Here is a 14,979-nt window from a genome sequence, read left to right as displayed (position 1 = left end):
CACCCCTTTGCTCATGGATTTGTCGTAAAATGACCCAGCCGATCTCCGCTCGCACCATTCTGGGCGGCACCGCCCGTGGCCCCATCGTCGCCACCGGGGAGGCGCTGAGCTTCTGGGGCGGGGTCGACCCGGCGACTGGCCGCGTAATTGATGTGCACCATCCGCTGCATGGCCGCTGTCTGACCGGCAGCATCCTGCTGATGCCGTCGAGCCGCGGCTCCTGCACCGGCTCCGGCGTGCTGCTCGATCTCGCGCTGACGGGGCGCGCCCCGGCCGCGGTGGTGTTCTGCGAGGCTGAGGACGTCCTGACCCTCGGCGCGCTGATCGCCGCTGAAATGTTTGGCAAGCCGCTGCCGGTATTGCGGGTTTCGCGCGAGGCCTTTGAAGCGCTTTCGCAAGCAAAGACAGCGCAGATCAGCGACACAGCAATCAGGGCCGATGGTCTGACGATCACGGTCGAACCACCGGCCACGGCCGCGCTCGATCTCTCCGAGACTGATCGCGCCATGCTGGATGGCCGCGACGGCGTCGCGGTCCAGCAGGCCATGCGCATCATCTGCGCCATGGCAGCGCAGCAGGGGGCAGAGACGCTCGTGGACGTGGTGCAGGGCCATATCGACGGCTGCATCTATGCGAGCCCCGCGAACCTGACCTTCGCCGAGAAGATGGCGGAGATGGGTGCTGAGGTCCGGGTGCCGACGACCATGAACGCCATTTCGGTCGACCGGGCCAATTGGCAGGTGCAGGGCGTGCCGGCTGCCTTCGGCGACCCGGCGGCGCGACTGGCCGACGCCTATGTCCGCATGGGCTGCCGTCCGACCTTCACCTGTTCGCCCTATCTGCTCGACAGCGCACCGCGCGCCGGCGAATCCATCGCCTGGGCGGAATCCAATGCCGTGATCTTCGCCAACAGCGTGCTCGGCGCACGGACGGCGAAGCATCCCGATTTTCTCGACCTTTGCATCGCGCTCACCGGCCGCGCGCCGCGCTCCGGCGTTTATCTGAACGAACACAGGAAGGCCCGACGCGTGATCGACGTGGAGCTGCCTGAAGACGTAGACGACGCGTTCTGGCCGCTGATCGGTTATCTCGCCGGTCGCGTCGCGCCGGATCGCATACCGCTCCTGCGCGGGCTCGCCTCCGCGCAGCCGACGGGCGACGACCTCAAGGCGCTCTGTGCCGCGTTCGGCACCACCTCCGCTGCACCGATGCTGCATGTGGAGGGCGTCACGCCCGAGGCGGATGGCGCGGCGGCCGAAGACGCCGACTTCGCGACCATCACCCGTGCCGACATGGTGGCCGCCTGGTCGAGCTTGAACGAGGGACCGGACGAGGTGGAACTCGTCGCCATCGGCAGCCCGCATGCCTCGCTCGGCGAATGTCGCGCGCTCGCCGATGCGCTCGGTGGACGCAAGCGGCATGCCGAGGTCGCGGTGATCGTCACGGCTGCGCATCAGGTCATCGCCGAGGCGCGCAGCGAAGGTACGCTCGCCCGGCTCGAGTCAAGCGGTGTGCAGGTCCTTCCGGATCTCTGCTGGTGCTCGATTTCCGAGCCGGTGTTCCCGACCAAGACCCGCGCGCTGATGACCAATTCGGGTAAATACGCCCATTATGGTCCCGGTCTCTCCGGCCGCATTGTGCGCTTCGGCAGCCTCGCCGACTGCGTCAACGCGGCTCTGACCGGGCGCGTCCCGGCACGGCTGCCGGACTGGTTATCCTGAAACCTGAAAGGAGTTCGCGATGCGCAGCACGAAAACCATTCATGTCATCTCAGCCCACGCCGAGGGCGAGGTGGGCGATGTGATCGTCGGCGGCGTCGCGCCTCCGCCGGGTGAGACGATCTGGGAGCAGAGCCGCTGGATCGCCCGCGACCAGACCTTGCGCAACTTCGTCCTCAACGAACCGCGCGGCGGCGTCTTTCGCCACGTCAACCTGCTGGTTCCGCCAAAGCACCCGGAGGCCGATGCCGCCTTCATCATCATGGAACCGGAAGACACGCCGCCCATGTCCGGTTCGAATTCGATCTGCGTCTCCACAGTGCTCCTCGACAGCGGCATCGTCCCGATGCGGGAGCCGGTGACGGAGATGACGCTCGAAGCACCGGGCGGCCTCGTGCGCGTCCGTGCCGAATGCCGCAACGGCAAGGCCGAACGCATCTTCGTGCAGAACCTGCCGAGCTTTGCGGAGCGGCTGGACTCGAAGCTTGAGGTCGAGGGCCTTGGCACGCTCACGGTCGACACCGCCTATGGCGGCGACAGCTTCGTTATCGTCGACGCCGCTGCGATGGGCTTCAGCCTCAAGCCGGACGAGGCCCATGATATAGCGCGCCTCGGCGTGAGGATCACCAATGCCGCCAATGCGCAGCTCGGCTTTCACCACCCCGAAAATCCCGATTGGCGGCATTTCTCCTTCTGCCTCTTCGCGGGCCCCGTGGTGCGTACGGCAGAGGGCCTGCGCGCCGGAGCGGCCGTCGCCATCCAGCCGGGCAAGGTCGATCGCTCGCCCACCGGCACGGCGCTTTCGGCACGCATGGCCGTTTTGCACGCCCGCGGCGAGATGGGCCCCGAGGACAGGCTGACGGCAGTATCGCTGATCGGTTCGACCTTCACAGGCCGTATCGTCGGCACCGCCGAGGTCGGCGGTCGGCCGGCGATCCTGCCGGAAATCTCGGGCCGCGCCTGGATCACAGGCGTTCACCAGCACATGCTCGACCCTTCCGATCCCTGGCCCGAGGGTTACCGGCTGACCGACACCTGGGGCGCTCGCTGAGCCGGTTCGACCGCGGCAGGTTCAGCCGCCTTTTCTGGGCAAGAATCCGATCTGTTGCCGCTGCGGGTCTTCCTGTTTCAGCGTGCGGAGCATCGACTCGTATTCCCGCTCGACTTCGGGCGTCACGGACGGGCGGATTTCATCGAACGCCTTGTTGAAATGCTCAGGCGTGACGTCCTCAGCGTCGAGATTTTCTCTGAGCGCGATAAGGCCCGCGCGCCTTGTGAGGTCTTCAAGGTCGGCACCCGTGAACCGCTCGGTCCTTTGCGCGAGATCGTCGAGGTCGACGTCCTTGGCGAGCGGCATCTTGCGCGTGTGAATGCCGAGAATCTTGCGCCGCCCTTTTTGGTCCGGAACCGGGACATAGACAAGCTCGTCAAAACGGCCCGGTCGAAGCAGGGCGGGGTCGAGGAGGTTCGGCCGATTGGTCGCCGCCATGACGACGACGCCTTGCATGTCTTCCAACCCGTCCATTTCCGCCAGCAGGGTGTTTACCACGCGTTCGGTCACGGCGGGCTCGCCGATGCCGCCACCCCGCGCCGGCGCAAGGGAATCGATCTCGTCAATAAAGATCACCGTCGGCGCGACCTGCCTCGCCCGTTCGAAGAGTTGCGATACCTGCTGCTCCGACTCGCCGTACCATTTCGAAAGCAGGTCTGACGACTTGGTCGCAACGAAATTCGCCTCCGCTTCCCGTGCGACGGCCTTTGCCAGCAAGGTTTTCCCGGTCCCCGGCGGGCCGAACAGAAGGAACCCCTTGGCCGGGCGAATGCCCATTCGCTTGAATGATTGCGGAGATCGCAACGGCAATTCGACGCCTTCGCGAAGGCGCATCTGCGCTTCGTCCAGCCCACCGATGTCATCCCAGCGAACGTCGGGGGCCTGGATCATGATTTCGCGGAGTGCCGAAGGCTGTATCCGCTTCAGGGCGCTCAGGAAGTCGGCCTGGTTGACGCTCAGGTTTTCGAGGACCTCGGTCGGGATGCCCTCTCTGAGATTGATGTCGGGCAAGATTCTGCGAAGCGCATCCATCGCCGCCTCGCGCGCGAGCGCGCCGACATCCGCGCCGACAAATCCGTAGGTGGTTCTTGCGATTTCGTCGAGGTCGACGTCTTCCGCCAGAGGCATGCCGCGCGTGTGGATGGCAAGGACCTCGCGCCGGCCTTTCTGATCCGGCACTCCGATGACGATCTCGCGATCGAAGCGGCCTGGACGTCTCAGCGCTTCGTCAATGGAATCACGGCGATTGGTGGCACCGATGACCACGATGTTCTGCCTGGGCTCGAGACCGTCCATCAAAGTCAAAAGCTGCGCGACGATCCGGCGTTCCACTTCGCCGGTCACTTTCTCCCGTTTCGGCGCGATCGAGTCGATCTCGTCGAGAAAGATGATGGAAGGAGCGTTCTTGGCCGCCTCCTCGAATACCTGCCGCAGCCGTTGTTCGGATTCGCCATATTGGCTCCCCATGATTTCCGGCCCGGCGATATGAAAGAAATGGGCTTCGGTTTCGTTTGCAACCGCCCGCGCCAGAAGTGTCTTGCCGGTTCCCGGAGGGCCGTGAAGCAGCACGCCTTTCGGCGGATCGATGCCAAGACGCTGGAACAGCTCGGGATGGCGAAGCGGCAGCTCCACCATTTCCCGTACCTGATCGACCGCGTTTCCGAGGCCGCCGATGTCATCATAGGTGACGTCGGCCCGTCTGGCCTCCTTAGGCTCTTCGTATTCCGGCCGCAGTTCGACGACGGTATTTTCTCCCATCATGACGATGCCGCGCGGCTGGGTCGACACGACGACCAGACGGATCTCCTGAAGCCCATAGGCCGGAAGCTCGACCAGGCCGCGCATGATGTCATGCTCCGTGCGCACGTTGCGACTAATGCGCTGCTGCACAGATGTCGAGATCACATCCCCGGCAGCCATCGGGCGGCGAAAGAACGTACGCTGAAGCGCTTCGCCGGATCCCTGCAGGCGCAGGTTTTTCTGGGCTGGAGCGAGAACGACCCGCTGGGCGGGTTTCGCCTCCACCTTGTGAACCTCCACATAGTCGCCGCTGGTTGCGCCGGCGTTCACGCGCTGCAGGCCGTCCAATCTGATGATGTTGAGGCCCTCGTCTTCGCCATAGCCGCGGAAAGCGATCGCACCCGTATGACGTTTCCCGACAATCTCGATTATGTCGCCTTCTTCGACTCCGAGCGCCGACATGATCCTCGGCGTAATTCTCGCGAATGGTCCTCCTGAGTCTTCGGGACGGGTGTTGGCGACCTGAAGCTTGACGGTGTTGTCTTGGGATTGTGCCATTGAACTCTCCGGGGTCGGACATGGTCTGAAGGAGGGACGAGTGCAGTGCAGATCAATTATACGACCAAACATATGGTTGAGGACAGGCATTTCCAGCTCGCCCGTCAGCGTTTCGGCATGGCCTCGAACAAGCTGATTTCACGTTGGGCACTGCAAATTGGTCAAGAGAGCCTGAAGTATACTGAGCGGTCTTCCCGGGGCGAATAAGCCAAGTTTCGTCGCTGGTCGAAAAAACCAAAACAGATGGGAGTGATAGGTTTCGGCCGCTGAAATCGGGGCTGTCAGCGTCAAATGAGGATATGGCGCATGGTGATACTGACACCGCAGGAAGCCGGAGGACGCGTGCTGATTGCAGAACGCAATCCACTTGTCATTGCGGCACTGCGCGGGCTCTTTTCGGAGAACACCAAGTTCTCGATCGTCGGCACCGCCAGCTCCTCTGCGGAATTATGTGAGAAGCTTGGGTCGGTCGAAGCGGATTGCGTGTTGCTTAGCTGGCAACTCATCGACGCGGAGGCGCCAGATGTGCTCGCCGACCTGGAACGGCTCGGTTTCGACCCGAGGATCGTGCTCTTCGCTGAAAGCCACAACCCGGCTGTCGTAAGCGAAACAATCCGGCTGGGCGTGAATGGGCTTTGTTATCAGTTCGAAGATCCGGAAATCCTTTTCGCCACGCTCACGGCCGTGATGAAAGGGCGCATTTGTATCCCTTATACCGTTCTCGCGAAGGTGCCGCATTCACCGTTTTCGCAACTCACGTCCCGTGAGAACGAGCTTTTGTCCATGCTGGCCGACGGCTGGAGCAATACGCAGATCGCAGCGCGGACCGGCATATCCGAAAACACCGTGAAATATCACCTCAAGAATCTCTACGACAAGCTCCAGGTCCGGAACCGGGCGATGGCGGTCGCGATCTACGCCAAGGAACGGCGTCGCATTCAAACATAAGCGCCCAATTTCCATCCCGGTCGTTTGGAGTCGACCTGGAGATCCGTGCGCTGTCAGGTGTCGATACACCCGGCGACGGGTGCCGACATTTCCTATGCGCTGCGCATACTCATGCGTCGTCGGCGAGAGCTTCGCCCGAACTGGTGGCGGGTCAGCCTCGTGTCGAGAGTAGGGCCATCATTCGCCAGGATTGGCTTTCCGGGTAGGGATTACCTACCCACCCTCCGAAACTGCCACCCGCCTGGGCCGACATTGCGCTGCCCGTCCGGCAATCCTTTCTGCCTGAGCGAGTGTTGTGCGGTGACCGCCCGAAAGGCAGCCTAAGCGCGGCAATCAAATCCCGTCCGCAGTCACTGGAGGATCCATGTCAGGCTACAATCATCTCTTCATTCCCGGCCCCACCAACATTCCCGAGCAGGTTCGCCAGGCCATGAACCTGCCGATGGAAGACATGCGCTCTCCGCGATTTCCCGAGCTGACGCTGCCGCTCTTCGCCGACTTGAAAAAGGTCTTCAAGAACCAAAATGGTCGCGTCTTCATCTTTCCTTCGTCGGGCACCGGCGCGTGGGAAGCAGCGATGACCAACGTGCTCTCCCCGGGCGACCGGGTACTGATGAGCCGCTTCGGTCAGTTCTCTCATCTCTGGGTCGACATGGCCGAGCGCCTCGGCTTCGAGGTCGATTGCCTCGACAGGGAATGGGGAACGGGCGTGCCAATCGAGCTCTATGCCGAGCGGCTCGCCGCCGACAAGGCGCACAGGATCAAGGCCGTCTTCGTCACGCATAACGAAACCGCGACCGGCGTGACCTCGGACGTCGCGGCCGTTCGCACGGCGCTCGACGCTTGCGGCCACCCGGCGCTGCTTTTTGTCGATGGCGTCTCCTCGATCGGCTCCATCGATTTTCGCCAGGACGAATGGGGCGTCGACTGCGCCGTTTCCGGCTCGCAGAAGGGCTTCATGCTGCCCGCCGGCCTCGGCTTCCTCTCGGTCAGCCAGAAGGCGCTGGAAGCGGCGAAGACGGCTCGTCACATGCGCTGCTACTTCTCCTTCGAGGACATGATCAAGACCAACGACACCGGCTACTTTCCCTATACGCCGCCGACACAACTCCTGCGGGGCTTGCGCGCCGCGCTCGACGTGATCTTCGAGGAAGGCCTCGAGAATATCTTCGCGCGTCACCACCATCTCGCCAATGGCGTGCGGGCCGCAGTCTCCGCCTGGGGGCTCAGGCTCTGCGCGACGGAGCCGAAGTGGCATTCCGACACGGTATCGGCGATCCGGCTGCCGGAAGGGATCGATGGCGCCGAGGTCATCCGCCACGCCTATCAAACCTACAGTACCTCGCTCGGTAGCGGGCTCAGCAAGGTGGCGGGCAAGGTCTTCCGGATCGGCCATCTGGGATCGCTGAACGAGGTGATGGTGCTCGGTGCGCTCTCGGCCGCCGAACTCACGCTGCTCGATTGCGGCGTGGCGATCGAGCCCGGTTCCGGCGTCGGTGCCGCGATCAAGCAGTTTCGTTCCGCTGCCACGACGGCAACCGCCAAGGCGGCCTGAACAGGAGAGGGAGCATTCATGAGTCATACGATAAACCACCTCCGCCGGCTCCGCCTGCAGCGCAGCGAACTCGCGGTTCCGGGCTCGAATCCGGAGATGATCGAGAAGGCGGCCAATTCGGAGGCCGATTATATTTTCCTCGACATCGAGGATGCCGTGGCGCCGCCGGACAAGGAGCGAGCCCGCGCCAACATCGTCGCCGCGCTCAATCAGATCGACTGGCGCGGCCGCGGCAAGACCATCTCCGTCCGCATCAACGGCCTCGATACGCACTACATGTACCGCGACGTCGTTGACCTCATGGAACAGGCGGGTGACCGGATCGACACGTTGCTTGTGCCGAAGGTCGGCGTGCCGGCCGATCTCTACATGGTCGAAGCCATGGTCAACCAGATCGAGATTGCCAAGGGCTACAAGACCCGCGTCGGTCTCGAAGCGCTGATCGAGACCGCGCTCGGCATGGCCAATGTCGAAGCCATCGCCTCCTTCGGCGGACGCCTCGAAGCGCTGCATTTCGGCGTCGCGGACTATGCCGCGAGCCTCAAGGCGCGCACGGTCAATATCGGCGGGCTCAACCCGGATTACCCCGGCGACCAGTGGCATTTCGGCCTGTCGCGCATGACGGTCGCATGCCGCGCCTATGGCCTGCGGGCGATCGACGGACCCTTCGGCGACTTCTCCGATCCCGAAGGCTACAGGGCTGCTGCGCGTCGTGCCGCCGCTCTTGGGATCGAGGGCAAATGGGCGATCCATCCGAGCCAGATCGCGCTCGCCAACGACATCTTCTCCCCGCCGGAGAAGGAAGTCGATCGCGCTCGCCGCATCATCGACGCGCTGAAGCTTGCCGAGAGCCAGGGCAAGGGTGCGGCATCGCTCGACGGCAAGATGATCGACGCCGCATCCGAGCGCATGGCACGCAACGTGCTCGCCACCCATGAAGCAATCATCGCCAGCCGCTGAGGGAGGCAGACATGGACATTCACGAATATCAGGCCAAGGAACTTCTGTCCCGCTACCAGATCCACATTCCACGCGGCGGGCTGGCCTACAGCCCGGAACAGGCGGCCTATCGCGCGAGCGAGATCGGCGGCGACCGCTGGGTCGTGAAAGCGCAGATCCATTCCGGCGCGCGCGGCAAGGCGGGCGGCATCAAGCTCTGCGCGTCCGACCACGAGATCGTCGCGGCTGCCGACGCCATGCTCGGTGCCAAGCTGGTGACGCACCAGACCGGCCCGCAGGGCAAGCTGGTGAGCCGTCTCTACGTCGAGGAGGCGATGGACATCGAGCGTGAGATCTATCTCGGCTTCGTGCTCGACCGCAAATCCGAGCGTATCATGATCGTCGCGTCGTCTTCGGGCGGTATGGAGATCGAAGAGATCGCCGAGGCCGAACCGGACTCAATCATCCGCGCCACGGTTGATCCCGGCGTCGGCATGCGGGATTTCCAGGCGCGCGAGATCGCATTCGGTCTGGGTATCGACAATGCCCTCGTCGGTCGCGCCACTCAGACGCTCATGGGCTGCTACCGCGCCTTCGTCGACTATGATGCGTCGATGCTGGAGATCAATCCGCTGGTCGTGACCCGCCGGGGCGACCTCGTGGCCCTCGACGCCAAGATGAGCTTCGACGAGAACGCACTCTTTCGCCGGCCTCAAATCGCGGAGATGCGCGACAAGAGCCAGGAGGACCCGCGCGAGACATACGCATCCGATCGCGGCCTCTCCTATGTCGGCCTCGACGGCAATATCGGCTGCATCATCAACGGTGCGGGCCTGGCGATGGCGACCATGGACATGATCAAGATCGCCGGCGGCGAGCCCGCGAACTTCCTCGACATCGGAGGTGGCGCTTCGCCCGAGCGCGTGGCGAAATCGTTCCGTGCAGTGCTCAGGGACAACAACGTCGAGACGATCCTCGTCAACATCTTTGCCGGCATCAACCGCTGCGACTGGGTGGCAGAGGGCGTGATCAAGGCATTGCGCGAGGTCGGCGTGCCGGTGCCGCTCGTTGTCCGCCTCTCCGGTACCAACATGGAAGAGGGCCGGCGCATCCTCGCCGAGTCAGGCGAGAACATCATCATCGCGGAGACGCTGGCGGAAGCCGCCGAAAAGGCGGTCGGCGCATGGCGTTCCTATACTGCCACCAAGGCTGCTTGAGGGAGTCCGATACATGTCCATTCTTCTCGACAGGAACACCCCCGTCATCGTGCAGGGCTTCACCGGCAAGATCGGCAGCTTCCACGCCGAAGACATGAAGCGCTACGGCACCAATGTCGTCGGCGGCGTGACCCCCGGAAAGGGGGGCCATACCCATCTCGGCTTGCCGGTCTTCAATACAGTGAAGGGCGCAGTGCAGGAGACCGGCGCGGAGGCTTCGATCGTGTTCGTGCCGCCGCCCTTTGCTGCCGACTCCATCATGGAGGCGGCGGACGCCGGTATTCGGCTCTGCGTCTGCATCACCGATGGCATTCCCTCCCAGGACATGACCAGGGTCAAACGATATATGAGGCGTTATCGCTTTGAGGATCGCATGACGCTGATCGGCCCGAACTGCGCCGGCATGATCACGCCCGGCGAGGCGCTCATGGGCATCATGCCGGGTTCGATCTACCTGCCGGGCCGCATCGGCATCGTCGGCCGATCCGGCACGCTCGGCTATGAGGCGGCAAGCCAGATGAAGGCGCTGGGCATCGGCGTGTCGACATCGGTCGGCATCGGCGGCGACCCGGTCAACGGATCCTCCTTCAAGGACATGCTGGAACTCTTCGAGAAAGATCCCGACACCGATGCGGTCCTGATGATCGGCGAGATCGGTGGCCCTCAGGAAGCGGAGGCAGCGCTTTGGGCGCGGGACCACATGAAGAAGCCGCTGATCGCCTATATCGCCGGCCTTTCAGCACCGAAGGGCCGCCGCATGGGCCATGCCGGCGCGATCATCTCCGCCTTCGGGGAATCGGCCCAGGAAAAGGTCGAGATCCTCAAGGGTGCGGGCGTCACGATCGTGCCGACGCCATCGTCGTTCGGCGAAACGGTGGCGGACGTATTGGCCGCCATGACCAAGGCTGCGTGATTGCAGAGACCCGGCATGCCGGTGACTCGTCCCTGACCGGGAGAGGTGGAGCGCGCGCTTGCCGTGCGCTTCGGGCAGGGACGCTCACCGGCTGCGGGTCCCCAGATGGATGTCAAAAACGTCGCGGTTCTGCCGCATATCGAGCCGCAATCCACGGCACGGGACCTTATGAATGGCGAATTCGCCATCGGTAGCCTGGAGGTTAACGACCGCATGTTTCGCTGAATCCTAACCGGTTCAGGAAAAACATGCAGCAATTCAAAGTGTTACGGCGCCCTGCGAACCTGACAGAACGTGCGGCGCTGTGGGAGGAGTAAAAATGGAGCGATCACGACCGAGTGGGATCGACCCGGCCGTATTCTGGCCGGCCATGTTCATCATCCTGGGATTTGTCGGCTGGGGGACGGTATTCCCTGAAAGCCTGTCCGCCGTCTCGAAGACGGTTCTCGATGCAATCATCGCCGACTTTGGCTGGAGCTTCGTCTTTTCTTCTGCCGGCTTCGTGGTTTTCGCCCTGTTTCTGGCGATGAGCCGCTTCGGCAAGATCCGGCTTGGACAGGACGACGAGCGCCCGGAATTCCGCACGGCCTCGTGGATCTGCATGATGTTCAGCGTCGGAATGGGCATCGGCCTGATGTTCTGGGGCGTCGCAGAACCAATCTACCATTTTGCAGATCCGCCCCACGGACAGGCCGAGCCAAGGACCCTCGAGGCGGCCCTTGTTGCGATGAAATATTCCTATTTCCATTGGGCGCTGCATCCCTGGGCCATTTACGCTGTCGTCGGCCTGGCGATCGCCTATTTCACCTTCCGCAAGGGAAAATCGAACCTGATTTCCGCTGCCTTCACGCCGATTCTCGGCGAGGCGGCGAGCGGGCCGATCGGCAAGGCGATCGACGTGCTTGCGCTGATTGCAACGCTGTTCGGGACCGCCACCTCGCTCGGTCTCGGCGCACAGCAGATCAACAGCGGCATGAACTTTCTCTGGGGCACGGGCGTTTCCAATGCCATCGCGCTTGCGATCATCGGTGTCATGACGGTGCTGTTCATACTCTCGGCCGTGTCTGGCGTCGGCAAGGGGATCCAGTTCCTCTCCAACATGAACATGATCATCGCGATGCTGCTGCTGGTATTCCTGGTGTGCATCGGGCCAACGATCTTCATGTTCAATACGTTCACTGAATCATTGGGCTTCTATCTGAGCGACCTCGTGTCCATGTCGTTGCGCACGGCCGCCTTCAGCGACGGCAAGTGGCTCGGCAACTGGACGATCTTCTATTGGGCCTGGTGGATATCCTGGGCGCCCTTCGTCGGCGTATTCATCGCGCGGATCTCGCGCGGCCGAACGATCAAGGAGTTCGTGATCGGCGTGATCCTGATCCCGAGCGGCGTGACCTTCATCTGGTTCACGATCATGGGCGGCACGGCACTCCATTCCGAACTCTTCGGCGCCGGCGGGATTGTCGAGGCCGTTACCAAGGAGGGCGCTGCAGTTTCGCTCTTTACCCTTCTGGCGCAGTATCCATTTGCATGGCTGACGTCGTTGACCGCAATTTTCCTGGTTGCGATCTTCTTCATCTCGGGCGCGGATGCAGGCGCGGTCGTAATGGGGATGCTCTCATCGCGCGGCACGCTGGAGCCAAAGCCTGGCGTTGTCGTCCTTTGGGGTGTCCTTGCCGGCGCCTCGGCCGCGGTGCTTCTCGTCATGGGCGGGCTTCAAGGCCTCCAGACCGCATCGATTATCGCTGCCGCACCTTTCCTGCTGGTGATGATCGGGCTCTGCTTTTCGCTATGGCACGCCCTTCTCGATGAGCCCGAGGAGGGAAGGGCGGGGCGCCCCGTGCCGACATCCGCGATGCCTGGCACGGGAGATGTCGAAGCGTCCGAGCTTGTACCTGAAGCAGCGTCGTGAATGAGATCGTCCAGTTGCACCGTCGGTCCGGAGGGGCCGACGGTAGAGAGGCGGACACTGCCCAAAACGGCGAAAGGGCCGTGGGGACTGTCAGGCCCGTCGCAATACTTGCCGTGAGGTGATCTGCGAGGTCAGGGATGCGTCACGCGGCCGACGCACATTCGTCTGGGCGCCCAGCAGGCATTCTCATGATGCGGCCCCGCGCTTCCTGCGGCGAACACCCAAACGTTTCGCGGTAGCACTTGGAGAAATGCGAAGCGGACACGAAGCCGCAGGCGATAGCGACTTCCACGACAGGCATCGTCGACTGTACCAGCAGCAATTGGGCGCGCTCGAGGCGGAGTTTCAAATAATACCGTGCCGGCGAACAGTGCAGCTCGTTGCGAAACAGCCGCTCGACCTGGCGCCGTGAAAGTCCAATTGAAGAGGTAAGCTCTTCCACTTGCATCGGTTCGGTCAGGCTCTTCTCCATCTTCTCGACCAGCTTCAGCACAATGGGATCTCGAACCCCAACGCGTTGGGCGAAGGGAAGGCGCTGCCGCTCCCCCGGGTCCCGCACGCGGTCGACAAGCGCGAGTTCGCATATGCCGCTCACAACGCTCTCGTCGAAATCGCGGCCGATGATGTGGAGCATCATGTCGAAGGAAGCAGCTCCGCCAGCGCAGGTATAGATGTTACCGTCGACCTCGTAGATTCCACTGCTGGCGTTTGCCGCGCCAAAGCGCTCGACAAATCCGGGTTGATTCTCCCAGTGGATCGCACATTTCCTCTCGTCGAGCAGTCCGGCTCTCGCCAGGATATGGGCGCCCGTGCACAGGCCCGCGACAGCGACGCCACGATTGCGACATTCGCGCAGCCACGCATCGGCCGCACGGTCGACGTGGCGCTCCACATGCTTTCCCCCGCAAATGACGGACACCGAGGGACGCAGGCGGCTGGTGAGATGCTGGCGTTCAACCGCGACCGAGTTGTCGGCTTCAAGCGTGAGCCCGCAGCTCGCGCGCACCTTGGCGCCGTCGGACGAGACCACGCGCCAGGAGTAGGCTTCGTAACCGACGACGGCGTTTGCCAGCCGCAAGGCCTCGACCGCGGAGGAGAACGCCAGCATCGTGAATTCCGGCACAAGGTAGAAGGCAAACAGACGCTGTTCAGCGCTCACTATTCTCATCCAAAATCCTCCCCCTCCGACGGCCGAATGGCTTGGGTATCCCCCAGCGTCGCACTGTGGCCAATCCGCGACCTATCCTGAAATATTGACTTGCGTCGGGGATCTGAAAAGAATGATTGCGTCATATCGGCAGTAGAAATGAGACAGTATGGCTGTAAACGACGTTTCACAGCGGAGTGTGCGGCGCGATCAGGATGCGCGCCTGACGGTGGGGTTTGTCCTGGTGCAGCGATTTACGCTCTGTGCCTTCGTCAACTTCGTGGACGTGTTGCGCCTCGCGGCGGATGAAGGCGACCGTAGTCGGCCAATTCAATGCCGATGGAAAGTCGTCGCCCCGGACATGAGGCCGATCACAGCTAGCTGCGGTGTCTCCGTTCAGCCTCACGAGGTTTTCGGCAATCCCAAACTCTTCGACTATATCGTGGTGGTCGGCGGCCTTATCGATGAAATGGACCGGCCCGACGAGCGGGTAGAGCGTTACCTGCGGCAGGCCGCGGCGGCCGGGGTGCCACTGGTCGGCCTCTGCACCGGCACGTTCATCCTCCATCGTGCCGGTTTAATGGAGGGCTATCGAGGCTGTGTGAGCTGGTTTCACCATCAGGATTTTCTCTCGCAGTTCGACGGGTTCAGGCCGATATCCGACCAGATCTTCGTGGTCGACCGCGATCGCCTCACTTGCTCGGGCGGAACGAGCACGGCCCACCTTGCGGCATTCCTGGTCGACAGGCACATCGGCAAGGCTCAATCCACGAAGAGCTTGAATATCATGATGATCAGCGAGGCGGAGGACGGGGGAACGCCGCAGCCCGGCCTGACGCTCAGCTTCCGGACCAAGGATCCAATTGTCAGGAAGGCGCTTTTGCTGATGCAGCAAAGCCTGGACACGCCTCTCTCCGTCTCCGAGATAGCAAGGAACCTGAAAGTCGGTAAGCGGTGTCTTGAACGGCATTTCAGGGAAGCGCTTGGAACTTCACCCCTGACTGCGTTCATCGAGATGAGGCTCTTGCTCGCGCGCCATATGCTTGAAAATACCGACAAGTCGATTGCGATGGTCGCGGCGGAAAGCGGCTTTTGTGATTCATCCCATCTCAGCCGGATGTTTCGCAGGCGGTTTTCCAACACACCGCAAAATTTCCGCGCATCCCTGGGGTCTTAGATGACCAGCGAGACTGAAGGCACGTGCTGATCCGGCGATAGGACGCAGCCGCCGCGGCGTCCGTCGATACGCTGTCAGCGCCAGCGCGGCAATAGTCCCTCGCC

11 protein-coding genes are annotated in these 14,979 nt (G+C 62.7%); 9 read left to right on the top strand and 2 right to left on the bottom strand.

The window, feature by feature from the left end; genetic code table 11:
- Positions 1 to 29: 29 nt before the first annotated feature.
- Complete coding sequence (lhpI, locus tag QA637_RS13150; RefSeq protein WP_153441823.1) at positions 30 to 1,721, top strand: cis-3-hydroxy-L-proline dehydratase; 1,692 nt, start codon at positions 30 to 32, stop codon at positions 1,719 to 1,721.
- Between the two features lie 19 nt (positions 1,722 to 1,740).
- A complete protein-coding gene (locus QA637_RS13145; protein WP_153441822.1) occupies positions 1,741 to 2,769 on the top strand; it encodes a trans-3-hydroxy-L-proline dehydratase in 1,029 nt (342 codons plus the stop codon).
- A 21-nt stretch (positions 2,770 to 2,790) separates the two neighbouring features.
- On the opposite strand, the gene QA637_RS13140 is transcribed toward QA637_RS13145, so the two are convergent.
- The gene (locus tag QA637_RS13140) at positions 2,791 to 5,067 is read right to left on the bottom strand and encodes a CDC48 family AAA ATPase (protein ID WP_153441821.1); all 2,277 of its coding nucleotides are present in this window, start codon (positions 5,065 to 5,067) and stop codon (positions 2,791 to 2,793) included.
- Between the two features lie 306 nt (positions 5,068 to 5,373).
- Here QA637_RS13140 and QA637_RS13135 point away from each other — a divergent pair, with 306 nt between their 5' ends.
- From QA637_RS13135 to QA637_RS13110, 6 genes are all read left to right on the top strand, one after another.
- A complete protein-coding gene (locus QA637_RS13135; protein WP_153441820.1) occupies positions 5,374 to 6,015 on the top strand; it encodes a response regulator transcription factor in 642 nt (213 codons plus the stop codon).
- 364 nt (positions 6,016 to 6,379) lie between these two features.
- Positions 6,380 to 7,570, top strand: coding sequence for an aminotransferase class V-fold PLP-dependent enzyme (locus QA637_RS13130; RefSeq protein WP_153441819.1), 1,191 nt, complete (start codon positions 6,380 to 6,382; stop codon positions 7,568 to 7,570).
- An 18-nt stretch (positions 7,571 to 7,588) separates the two neighbouring features.
- Entirely contained in the window at positions 7,589 to 8,530 is a 942-nt protein-coding gene (locus QA637_RS13125) for an HpcH/HpaI aldolase/citrate lyase family protein (protein WP_153441818.1), read from the top strand.
- 11 nt (positions 8,531 to 8,541) lie between these two features.
- Positions 8,542 to 9,726, top strand: coding sequence for a malate--CoA ligase subunit beta (locus QA637_RS13120; protein WP_153441817.1), 1,185 nt, complete (start codon positions 8,542 to 8,544; stop codon positions 9,724 to 9,726).
- Positions 9,727 to 9,739: 13 nt separating this feature from the next.
- The gene (sucD, locus tag QA637_RS13115; protein WP_153441816.1) at positions 9,740 to 10,639 is read left to right on the top strand and encodes a succinate--CoA ligase subunit alpha; all 900 of its coding nucleotides are present in this window, start codon (positions 9,740 to 9,742) and stop codon (positions 10,637 to 10,639) included.
- Between the two features lie 319 nt (positions 10,640 to 10,958).
- Positions 10,959 to 12,551 carry a BCCT family transporter gene (locus QA637_RS13110; protein ID WP_283061676.1) on the top strand — a complete coding sequence of 531 codons (1,593 nt, stop codon included), beginning with the start codon at positions 10,959 to 10,961 and terminating at the stop codon, positions 12,549 to 12,551.
- A gap of 142 nt (positions 12,552 to 12,693) precedes the next feature.
- Here QA637_RS13110 and QA637_RS13105 read toward each other — a convergent pair whose 3' ends face one another.
- Positions 12,694 to 13,719, bottom strand: coding sequence for a GlxA family transcriptional regulator (locus QA637_RS13105; RefSeq protein WP_153441814.1), 1,026 nt, complete (start codon positions 13,717 to 13,719; stop codon positions 12,694 to 12,696).
- Between the two features lie 148 nt (positions 13,720 to 13,867).
- On the opposite strand from QA637_RS13105, the gene QA637_RS13100 reads away from it, so the two are divergent.
- Positions 13,868 to 14,875 carry a GlxA family transcriptional regulator gene (locus QA637_RS13100; RefSeq protein ID WP_283061674.1) on the top strand — a complete coding sequence of 336 codons (1,008 nt, stop codon included), beginning with the start codon at positions 13,868 to 13,870 and terminating at the stop codon, positions 14,873 to 14,875.
- Positions 14,876 to 14,979 lie beyond the last annotated feature (104 nt).

It is taken from the genome of Sinorhizobium terangae (assembly GCF_029714365.1).
GTDB lineage: Bacteria > Pseudomonadota > Alphaproteobacteria > Rhizobiales > Rhizobiaceae > Sinorhizobium > Sinorhizobium terangae.
This window is presented reverse-complemented; position numbering and strand designations above follow the sequence as displayed.

Bases quoted from the DNA above. Each gene is read 5' to 3' on its own strand.
- QA637_RS13105 (WP_153441814.1), bottom strand. From the start codon at position 13,719: ATGAGAATAGTGAGCGCTGAACAGCGTCTGTTTGCCTTCTACCTTGTG.
- QA637_RS13145 (WP_153441822.1), top strand. From the start codon at position 1,741: ATGCGCAGCACGAAAACCATTCATGTCATCTCAGCCCACGCCGAGGGC.
- sucD (WP_153441816.1), top strand. From the start codon at position 9,740: ATGTCCATTCTTCTCGACAGGAACACCCCCGTCATCGTGCAGGGCTTC.
- QA637_RS13130 (WP_153441819.1), top strand. From the start codon at position 6,380: ATGTCAGGCTACAATCATCTCTTCATTCCCGGCCCCACCAACATTCCC.
- QA637_RS13120 (WP_153441817.1), top strand. From the start codon at position 8,542: ATGGACATTCACGAATATCAGGCCAAGGAACTTCTGTCCCGCTACCAG.
- QA637_RS13125 (WP_153441818.1), top strand. From the start codon at position 7,589: ATGAGTCATACGATAAACCACCTCCGCCGGCTCCGCCTGCAGCGCAGC.
- QA637_RS13140 (WP_153441821.1), bottom strand. From the start codon at position 5,067: ATGGCACAATCCCAAGACAACACCGTCAAGCTTCAGGTCGCCAACACC.
- QA637_RS13100 (WP_283061674.1), top strand. From the start codon at position 13,868: ATGGCTGTAAACGACGTTTCACAGCGGAGTGTGCGGCGCGATCAGGAT.
- QA637_RS13110 (WP_283061676.1), top strand. From the start codon at position 10,959: ATGGAGCGATCACGACCGAGTGGGATCGACCCGGCCGTATTCTGGCCG.
- lhpI (WP_153441823.1), top strand. From the start codon at position 30: ATGACCCAGCCGATCTCCGCTCGCACCATTCTGGGCGGCACCGCCCGT.
- QA637_RS13135 (WP_153441820.1), top strand. From the start codon at position 5,374: ATGGTGATACTGACACCGCAGGAAGCCGGAGGACGCGTGCTGATTGCA.